The sequence below is a fragment of the Streptomyces sp. NBC_00887 genome, assembly GCF_045207585.1.
Window position 1 is genome coordinate 328,842 of the sequence record NZ_CP108788.1, and the last position, 20,619, is coordinate 349,460.

Annotated in this window: 17 protein-coding genes and 2 pseudogenes; 8 read left to right on the forward strand and 11 right to left on the reverse strand. The window is 67.6% G+C overall.

Annotated features, from left to right (window positions below):
* Positions 1 to 19: 19 nt before the first annotated feature.
* The 4 genes and pseudogenes from OG844_RS01500 (at position 20) to OG844_RS01515 (ending at position 6,142) form a co-directional block, all read left to right on the forward strand.
* The gene (locus OG844_RS01500; RefSeq protein WP_406387564.1) at positions 20 to 976 is read left to right on the forward strand and encodes a hypothetical protein; all 957 of its coding nucleotides are present in this window, start codon (positions 20 to 22) and stop codon (positions 974 to 976) included.
* 249 nt (positions 977 to 1,225) lie between these two features.
* Positions 1,226 to 2,458 (forward strand): annotated as a pseudogene (locus OG844_RS01505) (transposase).
* Between the two features lie 288 nt (positions 2,459 to 2,746).
* Positions 2,747 to 3,808, forward strand: coding sequence for a YihY/virulence factor BrkB family protein (locus tag OG844_RS01510; protein ID WP_406387565.1), 1,062 nt, complete (start codon positions 2,747 to 2,749; stop codon positions 3,806 to 3,808).
* Between the two features lie 1,458 nt (positions 3,809 to 5,266).
* On the forward strand, positions 5,267 to 6,142 hold the full coding sequence (locus OG844_RS01515) for an SDR family oxidoreductase (protein ID WP_406387567.1): 876 nt from the start codon (positions 5,267 to 5,269) through the stop codon (positions 6,140 to 6,142).
* Positions 6,143 to 6,278: 136 nt separating this feature from the next.
* Here OG844_RS01515 and OG844_RS01520 read toward each other — a convergent pair whose 3' ends face one another.
* The 6 genes from OG844_RS01520 to OG844_RS01545 form a co-directional block, all read right to left on the reverse strand.
* Complete coding sequence (locus tag OG844_RS01520) at positions 6,279 to 7,895, reverse strand: phytoene desaturase family protein (protein ID WP_406387569.1); 1,617 nt, start codon at positions 7,893 to 7,895, stop codon at positions 6,279 to 6,281.
* Positions 7,896 to 8,476: 581 nt separating this feature from the next.
* The gene (locus tag OG844_RS01525; protein ID WP_406387571.1) at positions 8,477 to 9,568 is read right to left on the reverse strand and encodes a glutamate--cysteine ligase; all 1,092 of its coding nucleotides are present in this window, start codon (positions 9,566 to 9,568) and stop codon (positions 8,477 to 8,479) included.
* 242 nt (positions 9,569 to 9,810) lie between these two features.
* The gene (locus tag OG844_RS01530; RefSeq protein ID WP_406387573.1) at positions 9,811 to 10,848 is read right to left on the reverse strand and encodes an NAD-dependent epimerase/dehydratase family protein; all 1,038 of its coding nucleotides are present in this window, start codon (positions 10,846 to 10,848) and stop codon (positions 9,811 to 9,813) included.
* A 182-nt stretch (positions 10,849 to 11,030) separates the two neighbouring features.
* Positions 11,031 to 12,215 (reverse strand): zinc-dependent alcohol dehydrogenase, encoded by a 1,185-nt coding sequence (locus OG844_RS01535; protein WP_406387575.1) that lies wholly within the window; start codon positions 12,213 to 12,215, stop codon positions 11,031 to 11,033.
* 11 nt (positions 12,216 to 12,226) lie between these two features.
* The gene (locus tag OG844_RS01540) at positions 12,227 to 12,619 is read right to left on the reverse strand and encodes a hypothetical protein (RefSeq protein ID WP_406387576.1); all 393 of its coding nucleotides are present in this window, start codon (positions 12,617 to 12,619) and stop codon (positions 12,227 to 12,229) included.
* A gap of 261 nt (positions 12,620 to 12,880) precedes the next feature.
* Positions 12,881 to 15,151, reverse strand: a complete 2,271-nt coding sequence (locus OG844_RS01545; RefSeq protein ID WP_406387578.1) for a catalase — start codon at positions 15,149 to 15,151, stop codon at positions 12,881 to 12,883.
* Between the two features lie 860 nt (positions 15,152 to 16,011).
* Here OG844_RS01545 and OG844_RS01550 point away from each other — a divergent pair.
* Positions 16,012 to 16,149: a hypothetical protein gene (locus OG844_RS01550; RefSeq protein WP_406387580.1), complete on the forward strand. Its 138-nt coding sequence runs from the start codon at positions 16,012 to 16,014 to the stop codon at positions 16,147 to 16,149.
* A 48-nt stretch (positions 16,150 to 16,197) separates the two neighbouring features.
* Here the strand turns inward: OG844_RS01550 and OG844_RS01555 are convergent, their stop codons facing one another.
* Positions 16,198 to 16,779 (reverse strand): fasciclin domain-containing protein, encoded by a 582-nt coding sequence (locus OG844_RS01555; protein ID WP_406387582.1) that lies wholly within the window; start codon positions 16,777 to 16,779, stop codon positions 16,198 to 16,200.
* 361 nt (positions 16,780 to 17,140) lie between these two features.
* Between OG844_RS01555 and OG844_RS01560 the strand changes: the two genes are divergently transcribed.
* Positions 17,141 to 17,482, forward strand: coding sequence for a DUF6233 domain-containing protein (locus OG844_RS01560; protein WP_406387584.1), 342 nt, complete (start codon positions 17,141 to 17,143; stop codon positions 17,480 to 17,482).
* A 102-nt stretch (positions 17,483 to 17,584) separates the two neighbouring features.
* Positions 17,585 to 17,812 (forward strand): hypothetical protein, encoded by a 228-nt coding sequence (locus OG844_RS01565; RefSeq protein WP_406387586.1) that lies wholly within the window; start codon positions 17,585 to 17,587, stop codon positions 17,810 to 17,812.
* 183 nt (positions 17,813 to 17,995) lie between these two features.
* Here OG844_RS01565 and OG844_RS01570 read toward each other — a convergent pair whose 3' ends face one another.
* Positions 17,996 to 18,118 (reverse strand): hypothetical protein, encoded by a 123-nt coding sequence (locus tag OG844_RS01570; protein ID WP_406387587.1) that lies wholly within the window; start codon positions 18,116 to 18,118, stop codon positions 17,996 to 17,998.
* A gap of 207 nt (positions 18,119 to 18,325) precedes the next feature.
* Between OG844_RS01570 and OG844_RS01575 the strand changes: the two are divergent.
* A pseudogene (locus OG844_RS01575) lies at positions 18,326 to 19,216 on the forward strand (transposase); the annotation flags it as partial.
* Here OG844_RS01575 and OG844_RS01580 read toward each other — a convergent pair.
* Genes OG844_RS01580 through OG844_RS01590 form a run of 3 tightly spaced genes read right to left on the reverse strand, consistent with a single transcriptional unit; the run spans position 19,171 to position 19,948 of the window.
* Positions 19,171 to 19,293, reverse strand: coding sequence for a hypothetical protein (locus OG844_RS01580; RefSeq protein ID WP_406387589.1), 123 nt, complete (start codon positions 19,291 to 19,293; stop codon positions 19,171 to 19,173). The pseudogene OG844_RS01575 and the gene OG844_RS01580 overlap by 46 nt on opposite strands.
* Positions 19,294 to 19,308: 15 nt before the next feature.
* Positions 19,309 to 19,716: a hypothetical protein gene (locus OG844_RS01585; RefSeq protein WP_406387591.1), complete on the reverse strand. Its 408-nt coding sequence runs from the start codon at positions 19,714 to 19,716 to the stop codon at positions 19,309 to 19,311.
* Between the two features lie 4 nt (positions 19,717 to 19,720).
* On the reverse strand, positions 19,721 to 19,948 hold the full coding sequence (locus OG844_RS01590; protein ID WP_406387592.1) for a UDP binding domain-containing protein: 228 nt from the start codon (positions 19,946 to 19,948) through the stop codon (positions 19,721 to 19,723).
* Between the last annotated feature and the right edge of the window lie 671 nt (positions 19,949 to 20,619).

Sequence of the window (20,619 nt, forward strand, 5' to 3'; positions counted from 1 at the left end):
CGGAAAATGGAGAATCAGAATGGCCATCAACGAATCAGTGACGGGCGACGACAGTGTGGCGATCACCGGGACTGCCCACCCGGGCGAGCGAACGGTCGGCGTCGGAGGGCGGGGCGACGCTGTGGGCGTCCAGGGCAAGGGCACCCGCTGGCATGGCGTAGAGGGCCTGAGTAGCAGCGCGATCGGAGGGGCCGGAGTCTACGGATCGAACTCCGCTGGCGGCGCCGGTGTGGTGGGCGAGACCTCGGGCCGCTTCAACCCCGCCGTGTACGGCAAGCACAGCGGCACCGAGGGCCAAGGCGTACTTGGCGAGGCTGATAACGGCGCCGGCACGGCAGGTAAGTCCAAGAACTGGGTGGGTGCCTACGGGGAGTCGGCGAGCACCTCTGGTGGGAGCGGTGTCTGGGGCGAGCACAAAGGCGCCGGTACCGGGACGATCGGTTTCAGCGCCGAAGGCGTCGGCGTGCACGCCCGCGGTGGCCGCCTCGCCGGCTTCTTTGAGGGCAATGTTGAGGTTACTGGTGACCTCGTGCTCACAGGGGCCGATGTAGCCGAGCAGTTCGACGTGGCCGTAGGCAGGGGCGATGGTGAGGACATTGGTCCTGGCGCGGTCCTCACCCTCGATCACGAGGGCGCTCTGACACCTTGCACGCTGGCGTATGACACGCGCGTGGCAGGCGTGGTGTCAGGGGCGGGTGACCGAGTTCCGGCACTCGTCCTGGATCGCCAGGAGGCGGGGACAAGCCGAGAGGCCGCATTCCGTAAAGCAATCGCCGTGATCGGGAAGGTCTGGTGCCGTGCGGACGCGTCGTCGAAGCCCATTGGCGTCGGCGATCTGCTGACGACCTCGTCGACTCCCGGCCACACCATGGTTGCGACCGACCGTGAGGCCGCATTTGGTGCTGTCCTTGGGAAAGCTCTTACCCCACTGGCATCGGGGACCGGCATGGTCCTGGTTCTCGTCGGCCTGGGTTGAGACTCCCGGAATTCGACTTCGAGCGTCGCTGCCTCACAACGGCGACGCTCGAGAGGTGCCCTCCCAAGTTGTGTACCGGATCGGTGCGAAGTGATCGAAATGACGGAACTCTAGGCCCCGGACTTTCACGAGGCGGCCTGTCCGAAGCATGATCGAGAAAGCGAGAAGTGCTCCTGACCTGCAACGATAAGACTTGTCGAGGGTCCAGATCGTGCCGTGGAAAGAAGCACTTCTCAGGTGGAGAAGCCTATGGGGTCGTACCCGCGTGTCCGCATCGAGGGCTGCGGCCGGGCGGTGGTCTCCCGGGCCGGGGGCGTGCTGCTGGTCGAGACCGTCCGCAAGGTCGGCTTGGACACCGCGATATCAGCGGTGCTGGCACCGTGGGGAAGGCTCGGGCGGCGCACGATCCGGGCAAGATTCTGCTGGACGTGGCTCTCGCGGTCGCGCTGGGCGGGGACTGTCTGGCCGACATGGGGATGCTGCGGGCCGAGTCAGCCGTGTTCGGCCTGGTTGCCTCCGACCCGACCGTCTCCCGCCTCATCGACACCCTGGGCGCGGCCGGCCCGAAGGCCCTGAACCGCGATCCGGTCAGCTCGGGCCGAAGCGCGAGCGTGTCTGGAAGTTGGCTGGAGCCTCCTCGCCGGACACCACCGGTCAGGTGATCGTGGACCTGGACGGAGTGCTGGTACTGGCCCACTCCGGGAAGCATGACGCCACCGCGACCTGGAAGAAGACCTACGGACACCGCCCACTGATGGGCTTCGTCGACCACGGACGCGGCGGCACCGGAGAGCCGGTGGCCGCCCTGCTGCGGCCCGGGAACGCGGGCAGCGAAACCCCCACCGCCCACATCACCGAACTCGTGGGTGCCGCCGGCGGAGTCGGTGCGGATCAGCGTGCGGCGTCCACGCCCGTATGTCTTCGGTAGCTGCGCCAGGGCGAGTTGGGCGGTCGGACGGGGACATCCGTGACGGCGCGTGGGTCGCAGAGCTCGACGGTGACGTAATGAAGGGCTGGCCGAAGGGAATGCGGCTGATCGTCCGCAAAGAACGCCCGCACCCTGGCGCCCAGTTGCGATTCACCGACGCCGACGGACTGCGGCTCACCGCGTTCGCCACCAACGCCCCGATCGCCGCAATCGAACTGCGACACCGCCAGCGGGCACGCGCCGAGGGCCGCATCCGGGCCGCCCGCGCCACCGGACTGCGCAACCTGCCCCTGCACGACACCGCGCAGAACCAGATCTGGCTGGAGATCGTCCAGATCGCCCTGGACCTGCTGGCCTGGATGCCCATGCTCGCTCCGACCGGTGAAACCCGCAGGTGGGAGCCCCGCCGACTGCGGCACCGCCTCTCCTCCGCCGCCGCCCAACTCGTCACAACTGCCCGCCTCCGGCACCTGAGATTCGCACGCCATTGGCCCTGGACCGACGTCATTGCGGACGCTATCGAGCCTCTCGACGTGCTCCCGAACCCGGGCTGACCAGCAGATCCACCCATCCCTTCGAGGGAACGTTCCATCCCGGAGTAGTGGAACCCGGCGTTCACCCGACACGACGCTCGGGCCCACGGCCTGCCCAACCACGGTCATCGGCAACGAAATGGGCCACCGACTTCGTCGGCGGCCCACACGAAAGAGTGCGCTGGCAGGTGGCGGCATTTCATTCTGCAGTGGTGATGCGGCCGCTTGGTCAGTGGGCGGTCATCCATTGAGACGCATAAACCGGCTGGAAAGTCGCGTAGCTGGTGCGACTGAGGTTGTGTGCTCCATATGCCGAGTGAACAGCGCAGTGAGGACAGCGCAGGTCCGCGCGGGGAACGGTCGGGTGCTGGACCGGACCCGCAGGTGGAGCGAAACGCGCCCGACACGCCCACGAAGGTTGGCAAGGCTTCTTGGGGGGCGGTGCTGAGGCGCACGCTGAAGGAGTTCAAACGGGATGAACTCCCCGACCGGGCAGCTGCCCTGACCTATTACGGAATTCTGGCCCTGTTCCCCGCCTTGCTGGTCCTCGTCTCACTACTCGGCATCGCGGGCAAGTCGACGACACAGACCGTTCTGGACAACATCAAGAAGCTGGCCCCGGGAGCGGCACGTGACGTCTTCGAAGACGCCGTGACCCAACTGCAGTCCAGCAGTGGGACCGGCTGGGTGGTGGCGATCGTGGGTCTGGCGGTTGCCCTGTGGTCGGCGTCCGGCTACGTGGCGGCGTTCATCCGGACCTCCAACGCGGTGTACGACCTGCCCGAGGGCCGTCCTGTCTGGAAGGTGCTTCCGGTCCGCGTAGGTCTGACTCTGGTGCTCATGGTGTTGGCCTGCGTCAGCGCGCTGATCGTCGTTCTCTCAGGCGATCTCGCCCGTCGGCTCGGCACCGCGCTGGGGGTCGGCGATACGGCCATGACCGTCTGGGCGATCGCGAAGTGGCCAGTCCTGGTGGTGCTGGTGACCCTCATGCTGGCGATCCTGTACTGGGCGGCACCGAACGCCAAGGGGCGAGGCTTCAAGTTCGTGTCGCTGGGCAGCCTGCTGGCGCTCCTGATCTGGATGGTTGCGTCGGCCGCCTTCGCCTTCTACGTCGCCAACTTCAGCTCGTACAACAAGACCTACGGCGCCCTGGCAGGCGTGATCATCTTTCTGGTCTGGCTGTGGATCACGAACCTGGCGATTCTGCTCGGCCTCGAATTCGATGCGGAAATGGCCAGGGAGCGGGCCATCATCGGCGGTCATCCACACCTGAAGGAGCCGTACGTAGCCCCGCGGGACACCCGCAAGTGGACCGACGAGGACCGCAGGGCCATGGGCGACGCCGGACCGTCCGATCCGCGCTCCGACTGAGTTCGCCTTCTCCCGAGCAGGCGCATGCAAACGGGCTGTCGCCCTCCGGCGCACCGGCGGTTCGGTGACGCGACGGCCTTGACCGTGCTGGCCCGACGCGGCGGTCCGTGACCCCCCCCTCGTCGCCCTCGTCCGAGCCGGCGCCGACTTCGAACGCGGCCACCTCATCGAACGAACCAGGGAAAATCGCTGCTTACGACCTGCCCCACGATTGGCCTGGACGAGAGTCCTGATCGATGGGCGGGTTCGGGAGTTCTGCTACCGGGCTGTCGACACCGCCCTCGGGGGAAGTCGGCCCGGCAGCGTTCACCGGCCGACCAGGTATATGGACCTTCGCGCGCGCCAGTCCGTAAAGACACGGGCTGATCGTCCAGATTCGAAGGCAGGATCTGGTCGCAGGTGGCCCGGCCGTCGAACCACAGTGAGCCGTGGTGCGGAGCCGTGACGACGAGCAGGGTCGAGAAGCCACAGCCGTTTTCCTGGATGAATACAGCTCCAGACGTCTTGCGCTCCTGGAACACCTCGTATTCGGCGTCCCATGCGACCACCAGGCCGCACGCTGTGGTCCGGCGCCGCCCGGCCCGGGCGGATGCATCACCAGACCGCCAGCGGAGTCATCCCTGCGTCGAGGACTGCCTGACGTACTTCGCGTACGCCGTCCAGGTCGTCTGCACCGTCGGTGACAAGGCCGAGAGTCCGGCCGTCCCCCGGCCACTCCTTGAGCTGGGACAGAGCAGGGCTTGGCTCGACTGCCGCGAGCGGGAGGCCGGCCTCTCCGGCTGCAGCACGCGATATGTCTCCCAGGCCCGGCCCATACAGCGGCCCGATCACGGACCCAGTTGCCGTCGCACCCCGGTCGCTATCCCTTTCCTTCGCCGGCCGTGGGTCCTCACCTTCGAAGCGTCCGCAGGAACTCACCGGGCCGACAACATGCGCGCTATCCAATCGGTGAGATCATGAAGCGGTGGGGAAACGCTCTCATCCTGATCGACGTGATCAACACGTATGAGCACCCCGAAGCCGAGTTTCTTGTTTCCGTCCATACGCAAGGCGTTACCTCACATCGTCCAGCTTCTGGCGACAGCGCACGCCGAAGGCGTGCCCGTCATTCACGGAAATGACAATGACGCCGAATGGCGCTGTCACCACGGCGAAATCATCGAGACTGCTCAGGCCGGGCCGAGAGGCGAACTTGTCCGTGAGCCCACACCCACAGTGACCTTGCCGAAGCCGCACTGCTCATGATGGAGCGCAGCATGCGAGCGACCATCACCGCGGCGACACGGTCGCGCTGTAGTGCTCGCGATCGGGAGACGTTCTCACCCCACTCGGCGGGCAGCGCCGTCAGACGGTGCTGTTCCGACGGGTCATTTCGTCGCTCGTTCTCTCCGGGCCGCCCTCATCGGCCTCTGTTCGCGCCTGATCACCCACCACCGCCACACACTCGCAGGAGCTCTCGTGACTGATCGGAAGCACATCCTGAGCGGACGTACAGCCGTGGTGACCGGCGCCGCACGCGGCCTCGGAGAGGCCGTCGCCCGAGAGCTGGCCGAGAGGGGCGTCCGCGTGGCTCTGCTCGGCCTGGAGGAGGACGCTCTCGCCCGGACGGCCGACGAACTTCCGACCGCGTCCCAGCACTGGCATGTAGACGTCACTGACGACGAGGCGATGGCCCGCACGGCCGAGGAGGTGGTCCGTCAACTGGGCCCGGTTTCGGTCGTCATCGCCAACGCCGGTGTGGCAGAGGGAGGTCCGTTTGCCGAATCCGACCCGGACAGCTGGCGGCGCGTGATCGAGGTCAACCTCGTAGGCAGCGCGATCACCGCACGGACGTTCCTGCCCCAACTGCTCAGCACCCGCGGTCACTACCTTCAGATCGCCTCCCTCGCATCCATCGGCGCCGCGCCGATGATGAGCGCGTACTGCGCTTCCAAAGCAGGCGTGGAGTCCTTCTCGCATTCCCTGCGCGCCGAACTGGCCCCCCGTGGGGTCGGCGTGGGAATCGCTTATCTGAACTGGATCGACACCGACATGATCCGCGACGCCGACCAGCACGCCGTGCTGCGGGAGCTCCGGGCCCACATGCCTCCACCGGCCCGCAAGACCTATCCCCCGGAGTACGTGGCCCGTCTCGTGGTCAACGCAGTCGAACGGCGGGCACCTTCCGTCTACGTGCCCGGGTGGCTCCGGAGCGTCCAGGCGGTGCGCGCCGGTCTGCCCGGGCTGGTCTCGCGGCTGGCCCGCCGGGAGCTGACACGTTCACAATTCGCAGGCACCGGGCTCTTGGGGGCCGGTGGACGTGCAGCAGAGGCAACCGAACGAACGCGGGCCTGACACCCAGGCCGGCCGCTCATGTGACAGCCCCACATCGGCGAGCAAGTCCCCCTCGGCATGAACAGAGTGCCGGCCACAACGCCCCGTTGTCGGTGCCCCGACTGGGCGACGGGAAGCCGCGCCCCGGGACTGTCGATCATCCGGTGCTGCGCCCTGTGCGGTCCGCCCACGGCGTGCCCGACACGTGCAGGCGGATACCGCGCGCCCCGCGCAGCGCGGCCCGCGCGGCGTTGGCACCAGGGGCACCGTGGACTCCGCCGCCGGGGTGCGCGGAGGCTGAGGCGAGGTAGAGGCCCTTCACTGGTGTTTCGGGCCGCCCGGTGCCCGGGACCGGCCGAAACAGAAGTTGTTGGTGGGCTGCTGCGGTTCCGCCGTTGATCGCGCCGCCGTGCAGATTGGCGTTCATGGACTCGATGGTGGGCGGTGCGAGAACGCGGCGGGAGATGACACGGGAACGGAATCCTGGGGCCCAGCGTTCGACTTCGTTCTCCATGCGGTCGGCCATGGCTTCCTGCTCGCGCCGGTCCCATCGCCCCGTCAGGTCGTCCTCACCCGCGTCACCCTTGATCCGCTGCGGGACGTGCGTATAGGCCCAAGCCGATTCGGTGCCGGCGGGTGAGCGAGTGGAGTCGGCTGTGGTCATCTGCCCGAAGAGGAGGAAGGGGCGGTCAGGCACTCGGCCCGTGGCGATCTGCGCCGCGAAGCGGGTGAGACCGTCGACCCCGTCGGCCAGGTGGACCGTGCCCGCCGAGGCAGCCTCACCAGCGGTCCAGGGCACCGGGGCGGTCAGCGCCCAGTCGATCTTGAACGTCGCGAAGTCCCACTGGAATGCGCGCAGGTCCTTGAGCAGCCGGTCGGGAAGGTGCTGCGCGCCGACCAGCTCGCCGTACAGCGCCGGTGCGGACACGTCGGCAAGGACGGCGCGGGATGCCGGTACGGACTCGCCCCCTGCGGTGCGTACGCCAACAGCACGTCCGCCGCGCACGACGATCTCGTCGACACGCTCCCCGCACCGGACCACGCCGCCGTGCCGCTCCAGCCTCCGCACCAGAGCCGCTGTGAGCGCCCCGGCGCCCCCGACCGGCACCGGAAAACCGTAAGTCTGTCCGAGCATGGACATCAGCCACCCGAAGCCCCCGCTGCCTGCAGCTTCGGGGCCGAGGTCCGCGTGCAGCGCGTTGCCCGCGAGCAGGAGCCTGGCTGCCTCTCCGCGGAACTGCTCCTCCCCCAGACATCGCACGGGCAGCAACAACATCCTCGCCAGTCGAAGCCCGCCGGCCGCCCGAAGCCTGGCCGCTAGGCGAACGCCGGAGCGCACCGGCGGGAAAGGGGTGAACAGGGCACGCAGGATGTCTGGACCCAGGCGATTCCACGTGCCGTACAGGTCGAGCCAGGCGGGCCCGTCGCCCGCGGCGAACATGTCCAGCCCATCCGCTGTGTCCTCGACTCCGCGTTCGAGAACCGCGCAGCGGCCGTCCGGCAGCGGGTGTGCCAGGACGCGCGGGGCGCAACTCCAATTGAGCCCTTCATCTTGCAGGTCGAGTCCTGCGAGAACAGGGGATGCGGCGGCCAGTGGGTAGAAGGCACTGAAGAGGTCGCTCACGTAGTCCGGGTGGACGCCTCGATCGCTGCGGACCGCGCCGCCGGGCTCCGGCTGTTCCTCCAGCACCTCCACACTCCATCCTGCAGCGGCAAGGAGATTCGCCGCCACAAGGCCATTGGGCCCCGCACCGATAACCACCGCGTCCGGCATCGATACCTCCCGTTCTCGCCGTTCCGAGTCCGCCCTACCGCCCAGCCGTGCTCTTCAGGCACGGCCCGGGCTGCCACCAGACCACTTGGTGCGCACAGGATTCACTAAAGCAAACATTCGGACGATCCGCCGCCTGCCGGGCACCCTGCGGGTAACCCACATCACATACCCCTCCACCCCTCGAGAAGGCCCTGACCACTCCTCTGCTCCCACTCTTCATCCTTGGGGACGTCCTTGGCACGGGCGTGCAGGCCCTGGTGGGACAGGTCGCCGCCGAATTCGGCGTGCCGTTGGGCTCCACAGCCAGTCGCGTTATGTCCGGCTGGCGACAGTCACCTCTTACGTGGAACTGGTCACCGGATATCCGCGTGCGGGCGGGGCGTCGCACTACGCCAACCTGTCATACGGTGCTGCCGTCGGGCGCTGCATGCTCGCCACTGACGTCGTGTCGGCGGCATGATGGTGCAGTGCCCGTGTAGTGCGTCGACGTTGTCCGCTCGCGCCGGCTCCCTTCCGGCCGATACAGGTCCGGCTTCATCGTGGGCGACCGTCTGCGGGTGGGCCCTGGCCGGGGACCGATTTCAGCCCTGGGTCCTGGAGACACACTCGGTTACCACGGCGCGCAGGCTGCCGGTGCGCGCGAGCGCGTCGCGTTGCGTCCGCGCCCCGGTTCCACGCTCCATGAGGTTCTTGAGCGCCTTCTCGACCGAGCTGAAGTCGTCGGTCTCCTCCAGGGCCGCTTGGACGTGACTGAGCAGGGCACCGATGACATCCGCCGCAGGCTCGGGGCGCATGGTGCGGGGATGCAGCAACCGGCCCTCCAGCCCTGACCGTCCGGCCTGCCAGGTGGCCATGCGAAGGACACTCACCCCGCTCGGATCCGGTGGGCCGCCGGCATGCCATTCGCGGGCCGCCGTTTCGACGAGGCCGCGTACCAACGTCGCAAGAAGCACGGTGTCGCCCGGGTCCAGACAGACATCCGCCACTCTCACCTCGACTGTCGGATACCGGTGGGAGAGCCGGGCATCGAAGTAGATCATTCCTTGGTCGCGCAGGACCCCTGTGTCGACCAGCGCCTGAACCTGTTCGTGGTAACGGTCTGCGGAGCCGAAGACTTCCACCGGCCCGGCCGAGGGCCATCGACCCCAGACTCTGCTGCGATAGCTGGAGTACTCGGTGTCCTGCCCCTGCCAAAAGGGCGAATTGGAGCTGAGCGCCAGAAGAACGGGCAACCAGGGACGCATCCGGTCGAGCACCCCGACGCCTTCCTCGTCCGAGTCGACCGCGACATGTACGTGGCATCCGCAGGTCAGCTGTTCCTGGGTGGTCAGACCGAACCGCTCGGCCAGCCACCGATACCGCTCTCCCTCCCCGATCGGGGGGTTGACGGGAAGAGGGGCCGTCGCCAAAGCCGCCACCGCTGCCCCGGCCTGCGCGGCGCTCTCCGCCGCCTCGGCCCTCCAGCGCAGGATCTCCTCCGCCAGTTCAGCCATCGCGCTGCACGGTTGGGTGGCGAATTCCATCTGCTGAAGGTGCAGCTCCGACTCGAAGGCCGAATCTCCCTCCGCGCGGACTTCCGCAAGTGCCAGCACCGCCGTTGACAGCGCCCGGGGCTCACCACTGTGCTCGTCGACGAGCAACAGCTCCTCCTCGACACCAACGGTCCGCACCATCACGCCTCCCAGACAGTCGCCGTAAGGCGCGCTCTCGCATGTGCCGCAGGCGGCGTCGTCCGTCCGCCCGGGTAGACCACCACGAAGATGTACATCGCTGTCCCAGCATGCAGCAGCCTGAGCCCTTCGCTGGATTCGCGCGTGACTTTCATGAGTGCGTGAACGAAGGGGAGGAACTCGTCCGTGCTCGTTCCCCCGGTTGCCTGCCGGGGGGAACCTCTCTGCGGCCGACGCTGGTTCGTTCAGCCGAAGCTCCTTCCCGCCAGCGGAGCGGTGTCCTCGCCTTTGCCGTGGCGTACGCCGTGCAGGAAAGCGCGCAGCGCTTGGTCGGCTGAGTGAACCGGTGCCCAGCCCAGTTCGTCGTGTGCACGGCCGCAGTTCATCACCGGCAGCCGCAGGACGGCGTCGAACAGATGCGGGGAGGCAGGGACGGCACGTGCTTGCCAAGCGGCGGCCAGGGCGCCGCGCACCAGTGCCCGGGGCAGCGGGACTACGTGGGCGTCGAGGAGTTCACCGAGGGCACGGACGTCGGTCACTGAGTCGGCGGCCAGATTGAAGGCGCCCCGAACGTGGTGGAGTGCGGCTAGGCGGTAAGCCTCGGCGGCGTCGTCCGTATGGAGGACCTGGAAGCGTAGGCCGTCGAGGTCCGGCACGAAGGGCAGAAGGTCGGGCCGAAGCAGTGTGCCGGGGACATAGCGGCCCGCGAAGATACGACGCTGTTCGCTGGCCGCTTGCTCCTTGAACAGGAAGCCGGGCCTCATGCGCACGATACGGATCTGGGGATGACGCAGTTCAAAGGTATCGAGTACCCGCTCCAAATATGCCTTTTCCCGGCAGTATGCGGCGTCGGGCCATCCATGGGTCGGCCAATCCTCGTCGACACCAGGCTCCTCCTTCGGGCCGGGAGAGTACGCCCCCACGCTTGAGGCGGGCACGAGGGCTGGGACTCCCGCATCACGCACCGCGTCGAAGACCCGTAGCGACCCCGCGACGTTGCTCTGCCACGTCACGACTGGGTCGTGGGTCGGCTGGAACCGCCACGCCAGGTGAATGACGGCATCTGCACCTGCGAACTGGGCCTTGAGTGTGCCGGCACTGGCCGGGCTGGAGAGGTCCACCGTGTCCCACTCCACGCCGGGCAACGTGATCTGTGGGCGGCGCCGGGCCAGGCCGAGGACCGATCCCACCCCCGGGTCGCGTGACAGAACTCGGATGACGCTTGTTCCCACGTTGCCGGTCGCACCGGTGACCACGATGCGCGGAGCGGGGCCTGTACTCATATGTCACTCCTCTGTACGGACCTTGTTCCCTCGAAGCCGAAGCGTCGGCCCGACCGAGGACGGCTCACCACTGCAAGCCGTGAGGTGCGTTGCGTTCTCCGGGTGCGTGGTCTGACCGATCGCGCACGCCGGTCGCTGTCGACCTTCAGACAGTCGCTCCTCGGGCGTGATCCTGCGGCGATTCAGGGTGTGAAGAGGATCTTGACCGCGCCATCCTGCTTCTTCTGGAACATGCTGTACGCCTCCGGCGCCTGGGCCAGGGGCATGCGGTGTGTGGCGAAGTCGTCGACGCCCAGCGGGTCCGCGTCGGTGAGCAGCGGCAGGAGGTCGTCGACCCAGCGCCATACGTTTGCCTGACCCATACGCAGTTGCACCTGCTTGTCGAACATGGTCAGCAGCGGCATGGGGTCGGTCATGCCTCCGTAGACGCCGGAGAGCGAGATCGTGCCGCCGCGCCGGACGAGGTCGATGGCCAGGTACAGGGCGGAAAGTCGGTCCACGCCGACGCTTTGCATCAGCTTGGCGGCCAGTGCATCAGGCAGGAGTGTGGTCATGTTCTGCATGCCCTTGACGATGGGGGCGCCGTGGGCTTCCATGCCGACAGCATCGATGACGGCGTCGGGGCCGCGGCCCTGTGTCAGGTCGCGGACGGCCTCGCCGATGTTTTTGCCGTGCTCGTTCAGGTCGAGGGTGTGGACACCGTGTGCTCGTGCCCGCTGCAGCCGTTCGGGAACGAGGTCGATCCCGATCACCTGGCCGGCACCTCGGTGGGCGGCGATGCGGGTGCACATGTCCCCGATCGGTCCCAGCCCGAGCACAGCGACGGTGCCGCCGGACGGCACCGCCGCGTAATCAACGGCCTGCCAGGCCGTCGGCAGGACATCCGACAGGTAGATGAATCGGTCGTCCGCAGGGCCGGGAGGCACGGCGATGGGAAGGGTGTTCCCGAATGGCACACGCAGGTATTCCGCCTGCCCGCCGGGAACCTGTCCGTAGAGCTTGGTGTAGCCGAAGAGGGCTGCCCCGTTGCCGTGTTCACGCACCTGGGTGGTCTCGCACTGGGACTGCAGGCCTTGATGGCACATGAAGCAGGATCCGCACGAGATGTTGAACGGGACGACGACCCGGTCGCCGGGGCGCAGATTGGTGACCTCCGCGCCGACTTCTTCGACGATGCCCATCGGCTCGTGGCCGAGGATGTCTCCGGCCCCGAGAAAGGGGCCGAACAACTCGTACAGGTGCAGGTCGGATCCGCACAGCCCGGTCGTCGTGACCTTGATGATCACGTCGGTCGGATCCTGGATCTCGGGGTCCGGAACGGTGTCGATCCGTACGTCGCGCTTACCGTGCCACGTCAGAGCTTTCATGCTGCCTTCCTCTATTCGGTGCCGTCGCGTTCGCCCGAGCCCGGTTCCGCCATCTCCCGGTGCGCCTCGGCCTTGGCCGCATCGGGAAGGACCTTGTGGGCCAGTCCCTGGGCCTCGGTCTTGACCGAGGCCCGTCCCTGGCCCTCGGTCTTGACCGACCCTGCGACAATCTTGTTCTTGCCGGCGAAGAACACGTCCAGGCCCTGCTCGGCCACCAAAGCTGGATCGTCATTGGACTGCCGGCCGACTTTGGTGTCGTCCATGCCCGCGCGGTGGAAGAAGTCCATCTCGGTCGGCCCGGGCATGGTGAAACGGACGTTCAGATCAAGCAACTCCAGTTCGTCGGCCAGATCAGTTTCGAGAAACGCCCTTGCCCGGCCGACACCCGCGTTCAGCGCCGCCACAGTTCTCGCCGGCCCAGACCTGCCGTACCGGTGAAGCGGGTTCGTGGAGCCGACGGTGGATCGGACCTGCTCGCTCGGCAAACGGCGCGAGTCGATGTTGTTGCAGTGATCCCAGACAGTGCGTACGTGAAGGAGGCGCAGCAGCGCGGCTGTGGCGCTCTCAGCACGGACCGCCGGGACGGACAGGTGGGGTCTGTTCTCGGTGGGGTTGCCGCTACAGGCTCGCTGTCTGGCCTGCAGCGGCATGCGTAGGTCAGAGTGTCAGGCCTGCGGGGCGAATCGCGCCCAGACGCGGTGGGTGCCCAGCAGCGTGGTGATCTTCTCCAGGACAGCGATGCCGTTCTCCTCGCTCACCACGCCCGGTGCGTCTACGGGGACACCGGCCTGCGCGAGGATGCTTTCGCCGCCGGCCCATGCGCCGATCGCCTTGCCGTGGCGAAATGCTTCGTTCACCAGGAGCAGGGCCCGCGGGTCGGTGGCGACCGCCGACGCGGTTCGGGTGTTGTCCGCCTTGGCGTCCCTCGCCCCGGCGGCATCACCGCCGGGGCCCGGCGCTCCGGCGAGCAGGACGACGTCGAACTCGATGGAGCGGGCGGTCGCGAAGGTGCGCTGGACCGTGATGGGGTTGCCATCCGTAGCGAGCCGGCCGCCGGCCGGGGCGATGACCAGCGGGACCATACCGGCATCGAGCACTGCCTGGCGGACGGTCCGGACGCCGTCCAGGTCGGCGTTGGCGTCGGCGACGATGCCGATGATCCGCCCGTCGAGCGGCCACACCGCGCCCACTTGCGAAAGTGCGGGGCTCGGGGCCGGTTCGGGCAGCGCCTTTTCGGCTGCGGGGGCGGGCAGGCCGAGTCCTGCTGCGACCTCCTCGCAGAGCTGGGCATCGATTCTCGCCAGCACCCCGAGCGCACGTTCCTTGATGACTTGTTCGTAGCACTTGCCCAGCTCGAAGGTGTATGCGGTGACGATGTGCTCGCGCTCCACCGGCTTCATGCTGAGCCAGAACTGTCGGGCCTGGCTGAAATGGTCGTCGAACGAAGCCGGGGCTTCGCGCACCTTCCGACTTTCCGCTACCTCGGCGGGTACTTCGATGAAGGCGCCGGTGTCCGCGCCCGCTTGGAACGGGCATCCTCCGTCAAGGGAGTTGGGCCTGTAGGGTGCCACGCCCCGGTGTACTGCAGTCTGGTGCATTCCGTCGCGCAGCATGTCGTTGACGGGTGCGTGGGTGCGGTTGATCGGCAGCTGTGGGAAGTTGGGGCCGCCGAGCCGGGTGAGTTGGGTGTCGAGGTACGAGAAGAGCCGGCCCTGGAGCAGCGGGTCGTTGGTGACGTCGATGCCGGGGACGAGGTTGCCCAGGTGGAAGGCAACCTGTTCCGTCTCGGCGAAGAAGTTCGACGGGTTGGCGTTCAGGGTCATCAGACCGACCGGCTGAACGGGGGCGAGCTCCTCGGGGACGATCTTTGTGGGGTCGAGCAGGTCGATGCCCTCGAAGGTCTGTTCCGGGTTGTCGGGGAAGGTCTGGATACCCAGTTCCCACTCGGGGAATGCACCGGCCTCGATGGCGTCGGCCAGGTCACGGCGGTGGAAGTCGGGGTCGACACCGGCCGCGATCTGCGCTTCCTCCCACACCAGGGAGTGGACGCCCAGCCTTGGCTTCCAGTGGAACTTCACCAGGGTGGAGGTGCCTTCGCCGTCGACGAGCCGGAAGGTGTGGACGCCGAAGCCCTCCATCATCCGGTAGGAACGCGGGATGCCCCGGTCGGACATGTTCCACAGCGTGTGGTGGGTCGCCTCGGTGTGCAGGGTGACGAAGTCCCAGAATGTGTCGTGCGCGCTTTGTGCCTGGGGGATTTCGCGGTCGGGGTGGGGCTTTCCGGCGTGGATGACGTCGGGGAACTTGATGGCGTCCTGGATGAAGAAGACGGGGATGTTGTTGCCGACGAGGTCGAAGACGCCCTCCTCCGTGTAGAACTTCGTGGCGAAGCCCCGGGTGTCACGCACGGTGTCGGCCGATCCGCGTGAGCCCAGGACTGTGGAGAACCGGACGAAGACCGGAGTCTGTACGTCCTTCGCCAGGAACGCAGCCTTCGAGATACGCGCCGCGGTGCCGTAACCGCGGAAGACGCCGTGGGCGGCGGCTCCCCGGGCGTGGACGACCCGCTCGGGAATGCGCTCGTGGTCGAAGTGGGTGATCTTCTCCCGCAGGTGGTGGTCCTGGAGGAGCACCGGGCCGCGGGGGCCTGCTTTCAGCGAGTGGTCGGTGTCGTACAGGCGTGCGCCCTGCGCTGTGGTCAGGTAGGCACCGCTCTGCGCCATCCGGGCGCGGTCCGCGCCCGTGGGCTGTCCCGTGGGACTCACCGTCTCCGGACCGCTCTGGTCGTGCTTGGCCGGCAAGGGCTCTCGCGGTGTTGTGGGCTCCTCTGCCGAGGGCGGGTCGACGGCCGGTTTCCCCGGGATGCCGTCCTCGGCGCCGTCACTGCCCAGCACGGCATTGGCAGCCGCCTTCAGAGGGTTCTTCTTCTCGCTCATGAATCGGCTCCCGAGAGGCTCAGCACTGGACGGACAGGGGTAAAACAGTAATAACGCCCGAAAGCGCGCTGAGCGTGCTGATTGCGCCGCCTGGCACGTGCCCGCCACCCTCCTGGTCCTCGTCGTTGCGCCCAGCACCACCGGGCGAGAGTCGTTTCGGGTCGTTTGTCGATAGACAGCGTCCGAGCGGGGTGTCTGGCAACAGCTCCACCGGGCACCGGGTACGCGTTAGGCGCAGGGCAGACAGTCACCAAGCCTGGCGCGCCAGACCCCCCCCCGGCCAGCGGCTCCCGTTTCCCGACCTCCAGGATCGGACCGGTGCTCGGATCAGCCGCGTTACCGACCGGACAGGGTCTGTCCCCGGCCGGGCGGTGTCGGCGACCGCCCGGCCAAGATGCACCACTGGAGGGATGCGGACTGGGCGTACCCACACGGGTAGAAGCTGGACTATGTCGCGGCTGAGGCCTACGAACAGGCGACCCAGGTGTCCCACGAGTTCGCCACCTTCTGTGAGGCGGTGGACTCTCTCCAGGGTGACGACGAAGTGGTTCGACACCCGCTCGGGAGGCGCTGGGACGTGCGAGTCGAGCTCGAAGCGTCGTGCAAGCTGCCGCAGCTGAGCTCCAGGTTCCGATCACGATGCAACCTGAGCTGAAGGGAGGGAACCCGCCGGTCAGCTTCCCTCTGCTCTCCGAAGCGGGGTAGGGCTGGTGACCTGTTCTGGAAGGGCTTTGTTGATCGCTCTCTTCGTTCGCCTTACCAGTGCCGTGAGCGACATGGAACGTCCGCCGACCGCTCGTTCCAGTAGAGGCCCGCCAGGCAGCACCATCGGGCTCTATTTCGACCGTCGTGCTCCGCCCGTGGAGACCAACGGACGCTCGGAGAACGGCAGCTGGATCGTGCGGTACCGCAACAGCACCAGGACGGCCGCGGTGGAGACCGTACGCCGCCTGGTGCACACCCACGCTCCTTGGCTGCCGATCCGCTACGCGCTCTGACACCTTTCAACGCGGGGCGGGCCGGAGCCCTGTAGTGCCGGAGCCCTGTCAGGACGCGGGCATCAGCACGGTGTCGATGAGCTGAACGGTCGCGTTCTCCGTCTCGACGTCACCGCAGACGATCGCCGCCGAGTCGTTCACCTTGAACGAGTCCCCGGACCCGGACGTCGTCAACGTGCCGCCCTGAAGGGTCTTGAACGAACCGTCGGGCAGCTCGTCGATGGTCACCTTCTCGCCGACAACGTGGTAAGTGAGCAGGTCGGTCAGCTTCTCCTTGTCATTGAGGATCTTGTCGAGGTCTGCCTTCGGGATCTTCTCGAAGGCAGCGTTCGTGGGCGCGAACACGGTGATGTTCTCGCCGTTGTTCAGCGTGTCCACCAGGCCGGCCTTCTTTACGGCGGTGACGAGGGTGGACAGTTCGGGGTTGTTCGACGCAGCGGTGGCGACCGGGTCGTCTGCCATGCCGGCGGCGCTGCCTTCGCCACTGGCCGGCAGGGACGCACACGCCGGCCCGAACGGCTCCGCCACAGGGCCCGCGTTCGCTGCGGGGGCCACGGCGAAGAGGGCTAGGGGGGCGAGAAGCGCACCGGCTCCGGTGAGAGCGGCACCCCTGAAATGGTTGATGATCATGACCTTCACCTTTTACTGGTGGGAGGAGTGGCGGCATATGCTGCTGCCCGTCACATCAATGTCTTCGCGCGATGTAGCCCAGTCGGATGACTTCCGGCGCAGAATTCTGAGAAACCACGAGTGGGCAGCGCTTACGGAGCGGACTGTGCTCGGCACACAAGGACGAACCGCCCCGCCGCCTCAGGGACCACCGACTTACAGGTTACGCCGACGACGCACACGCAGCATTCAGGGCTGTGCCCTGTGGTCCGGGTGGCCGCGAGTACTGCGCCCTTCTTTCATCTCGGCCTCGTAGAGATGCTGACGGCCGTCGGCGAGTTCCTGCCGCCCGCAGGATCTCCGCGACGCCAGAGGCATAGCCATGCCCGACCCGTCCCAGATATCTCGCCTGGACAAGCTCCGGATCACCCGCGAGTACCTGGCGTATCAGCTGCAGCGGACGGACACGGCTATCCGGGAGCTGGCGGCCCAGGAGGAACAGAACCGGCACCGTGCGGAGCAGGCGCGCGCGGATCAGGGGTGGAAGATCCAGCCGAAGCGCGGTGAGGCGCCGCCGGTGCTGCACCGCGGTGGCTGCGCCACATACAAGGCCAGGGACGGGATTCTGCTGGACCGAGCGCAGGCGCGGCTTGTGGTGACACATGAGACGTACATCGTGATGTGTGAGATCTGTACCCCGCAGACGGATCTGCGGGATCAGTAGGGCCTGGCATGAAGGGGCTCTTCGAGGCCCGAGGGGGGTTGCGCCGCTAACCCTCGCACCCCGCACAGTCCTGTCCGTCAGCGAACGGACAGGAGAAAGTCCATGCCCACCAAGAAGACCTCCCACCGCCGGGAGAAGGAGATCGAGCGCCGACCCTACGTCGATCTGAGCATCGGCCGAGCCCGAGTCACCGCGCCGAAGCGCACCGCCCGCCGCGCCGTCCGGGCCGTCCGGGCCGTCCGGGCCGTCCGGGCCGTCAGGTCGACCGCCACGCACGTCGGTGCTTCCTGCCTCACCTTGGTGGTGGTGCAGGTGCTCGCACGGCGGTGACGCGTGCGGTCCCCGGAGACGAGCACCGTCCCCGGGGACCGACGCACGAGGGCAACGGCTCCTCACCTCCAGGGAGCTTGCGGTGCCCCGCAAGGGTGGCCCAGGAGTCCTAGCTGAGACACCCGTACGCCGATAAACTGTGACGACGACCTCGAGTGCTGGCGCCAACTTCTGCCAGGAGATCTACGGCCGATTCTCCGCCGCACCGCGGAAGCGGGCGGCCGCGTGCCGCGCGTTGAGAGTGTCGCGGTGGTCGGCGCCGAGGACCCGGTCCTCTTCGGCGAGTTCGGCGATGGCGGCGGCCACGTCGTCTGAGGCCGCGTAGGCCGGATCTCAGGCCTCGCCAAGCTTGTGCGTCGCCTCATGCTGCGCATCTAGTGCTGTGACCACATCGGTTCGCCGGGTTGGTGGTTGGGGCGGTTGGAGGTGCGGTGATGCCCGATTCCGTCCGGTGGAGGTGCAGTGGCCGAGCCTCTCCGCGTGCGCAGACTGACCGACCGGTAAGGGCAGAGGCTGCTGCAGATTGCGCGCCGGGGCAGCACCAGTTCAGTGCGCTACCGGCGAGCGATGATGCTGCTGGCCTCGGCCGGCGGAAACCGTGTCCCCGTCATGGCCGAGTTGGTGCAGGCGGAAGAGGACACCGTCCGCGGCGTGATCCACCGCTTCAACGAGATCGGCCTGGCTGGCTTGGACCCTCGCTGGGCGGGAGGCCGTTCCCGCCTGCTCAGTCCCGCATCGGTCGCGAGGCGTTACGGTGCCTGCTCGCCCGCCGCGGCGTCACCTTCCAGCGCACCAAAACCTGGAAGGAGTCCCCGGACCCCGAGCGCGACGCCAAGCTCGACCGGATCGAGCACGTCCTTGACCGCTTCCCGGACCGGATCTTCGCATTCGACGAGTTCGGGCCGCTCGGGATTCGGCCCACCGGTGGATCAGCCTGGGCCACCTCCGGCCACCCGAACGGCACCCCGCGACCTACCACCGCACCCACGGCGTGCGGTACCTCCACCGCTGCTACTCGATCGGCGACGACACCCTGTGGGGCGTCAACCGCGCAAGAAAGGCACCGCGAACACCCTGGCCGCGCTTCGGTCGATCCGAGCGGCCCGCCCCGACGGCGCCCCGATCTACGTGATCCTGGACAACCTGTCCGCCCACAAGAGCACCCGCCTCCGGGACCGGGCCAAAGAACACCGGGTCGAACTGTGCTTCATCCCGACCTACGTCTCCTGGACCAATCCCATCGAGGCCCACTTCGGACGGCTACGGCAGTTCACCATCGCCAACTCGAACCACCCCAACCACCCGGTGCAGACCCGAGCCCTGCACGCCTACCTGCGCTGGCGCAACGCCAACACCCGTCACCGCGACGTCCTGGCCGCCGAACGCAGGAAGCGCGCCCGCGTCCTGGCGTTGGCCAGGACGTCGGCGGGCTGCTCGGTGATGTCCCCGCGTACGGGGGTGATCGTCGGTCGTGTCGTCATGCGGACATCCTGCCGTCAGCCCTGGTGTTCAGGTGCCGCCTGCGGTGGCCGGTGGGCTGCTGCGAGAGCGTTGCGGACAGCAAGGCGGCCGGCCTGCCGGAACGCCCGCGGGTGGGAGTCGACCGGGTGGAAGCGCATGCGCCGTAGGACTACCGCTGTAGCTGGAGACAACCCGGTCGCTGACTGTGTGAGTTCGTCGCGTATTCCCGCCTCGACAGCGGCCTGGCACTCGGCCTGCCACTTCGGATCGTCGTCGCCGTCAACAGCCAGTTCAGGGGCTGTCTCGAAGGTGACGCCTGTCTCCCACGGCTCGAAGTCGACAGTGACGTCCGCGAAGTCGGAGGGACAGCCGGCCTGCCGCGCGTAGACGGCGTGGACACCCCGGATCGGGTGAGGCGGGAACGTTGCGGTGTCGGATTCCACGGGGTCACGATACCGAGTGAGATTGTATGGAAGTCGTGCCGCCGCCGCACACCCCCCGCCCGTGAACGGTGACGAGGCCGCCGGCCTGCTGGAGCGCTCGGGCGAGCGCGAGGGCCGGGCTCTCCCTGACGTCATTGGTGCCGGGCTTGAACGCGGCACCCCACACGGTGACCCGGGAGCCCTTGAGGGGGCGGTCGCCCAGGGCGCGGGTGATGAAGCCCAGGGCAACCACGGTGCGACTCTCGTTGATCTCCTCGGCGGCGCGCAGCAGGACGGCGGCCTGGTCTGCGCCGAGCTGTCGGGCGCAGGCGCGGACGTCCTCGCAGCCGCCGCCGTACGAGGCCGGGTTTCATGCCGCCCTTGCCGATCCTGGGGTCGATGCCGAGGATGTACACGATCTGATCGACGTCGCCACCTGCGGCTTCGCCCATGTCGGCGTCCGCGTTGATGTAACTGATCTGATCTGCCGGCGACGTCTTGCGTCCCTGCCCGGACAGGCCGGCCGATAGCGCGAGGGCGCTGTCGTCTCACTCCCAGCTGGTCTCCGGGATGTGGTGGTGAGAGTGCGTGCCCCATCCGTCGCGAGCATGCCTGGAGCAGTGGTCGGCAACCATGCCTTCCCAGGACCGATCCGGCCACCACAGAGCTCCGTGCTCCTCATGAAGATGATCGTGGAGAGCCTTCAGCGCAACCGGGTCCGTGACCCGCGTGAAGACGTGGAAGGGCCACTTCTTCCGCCCGGTGAAGATCCAGGTCTGCCTGATCTCCCACCTACCCATGAACACCCCCATGTCGCGGCCGACATCATGGGGCATCCGTCAGTATCGCGCTCGGCAGTTGATCAGGTTAGGAGCGGTACCCCTCCCCACCCCGCCCGCGCGGCCACCGCGATCGGCACGACTG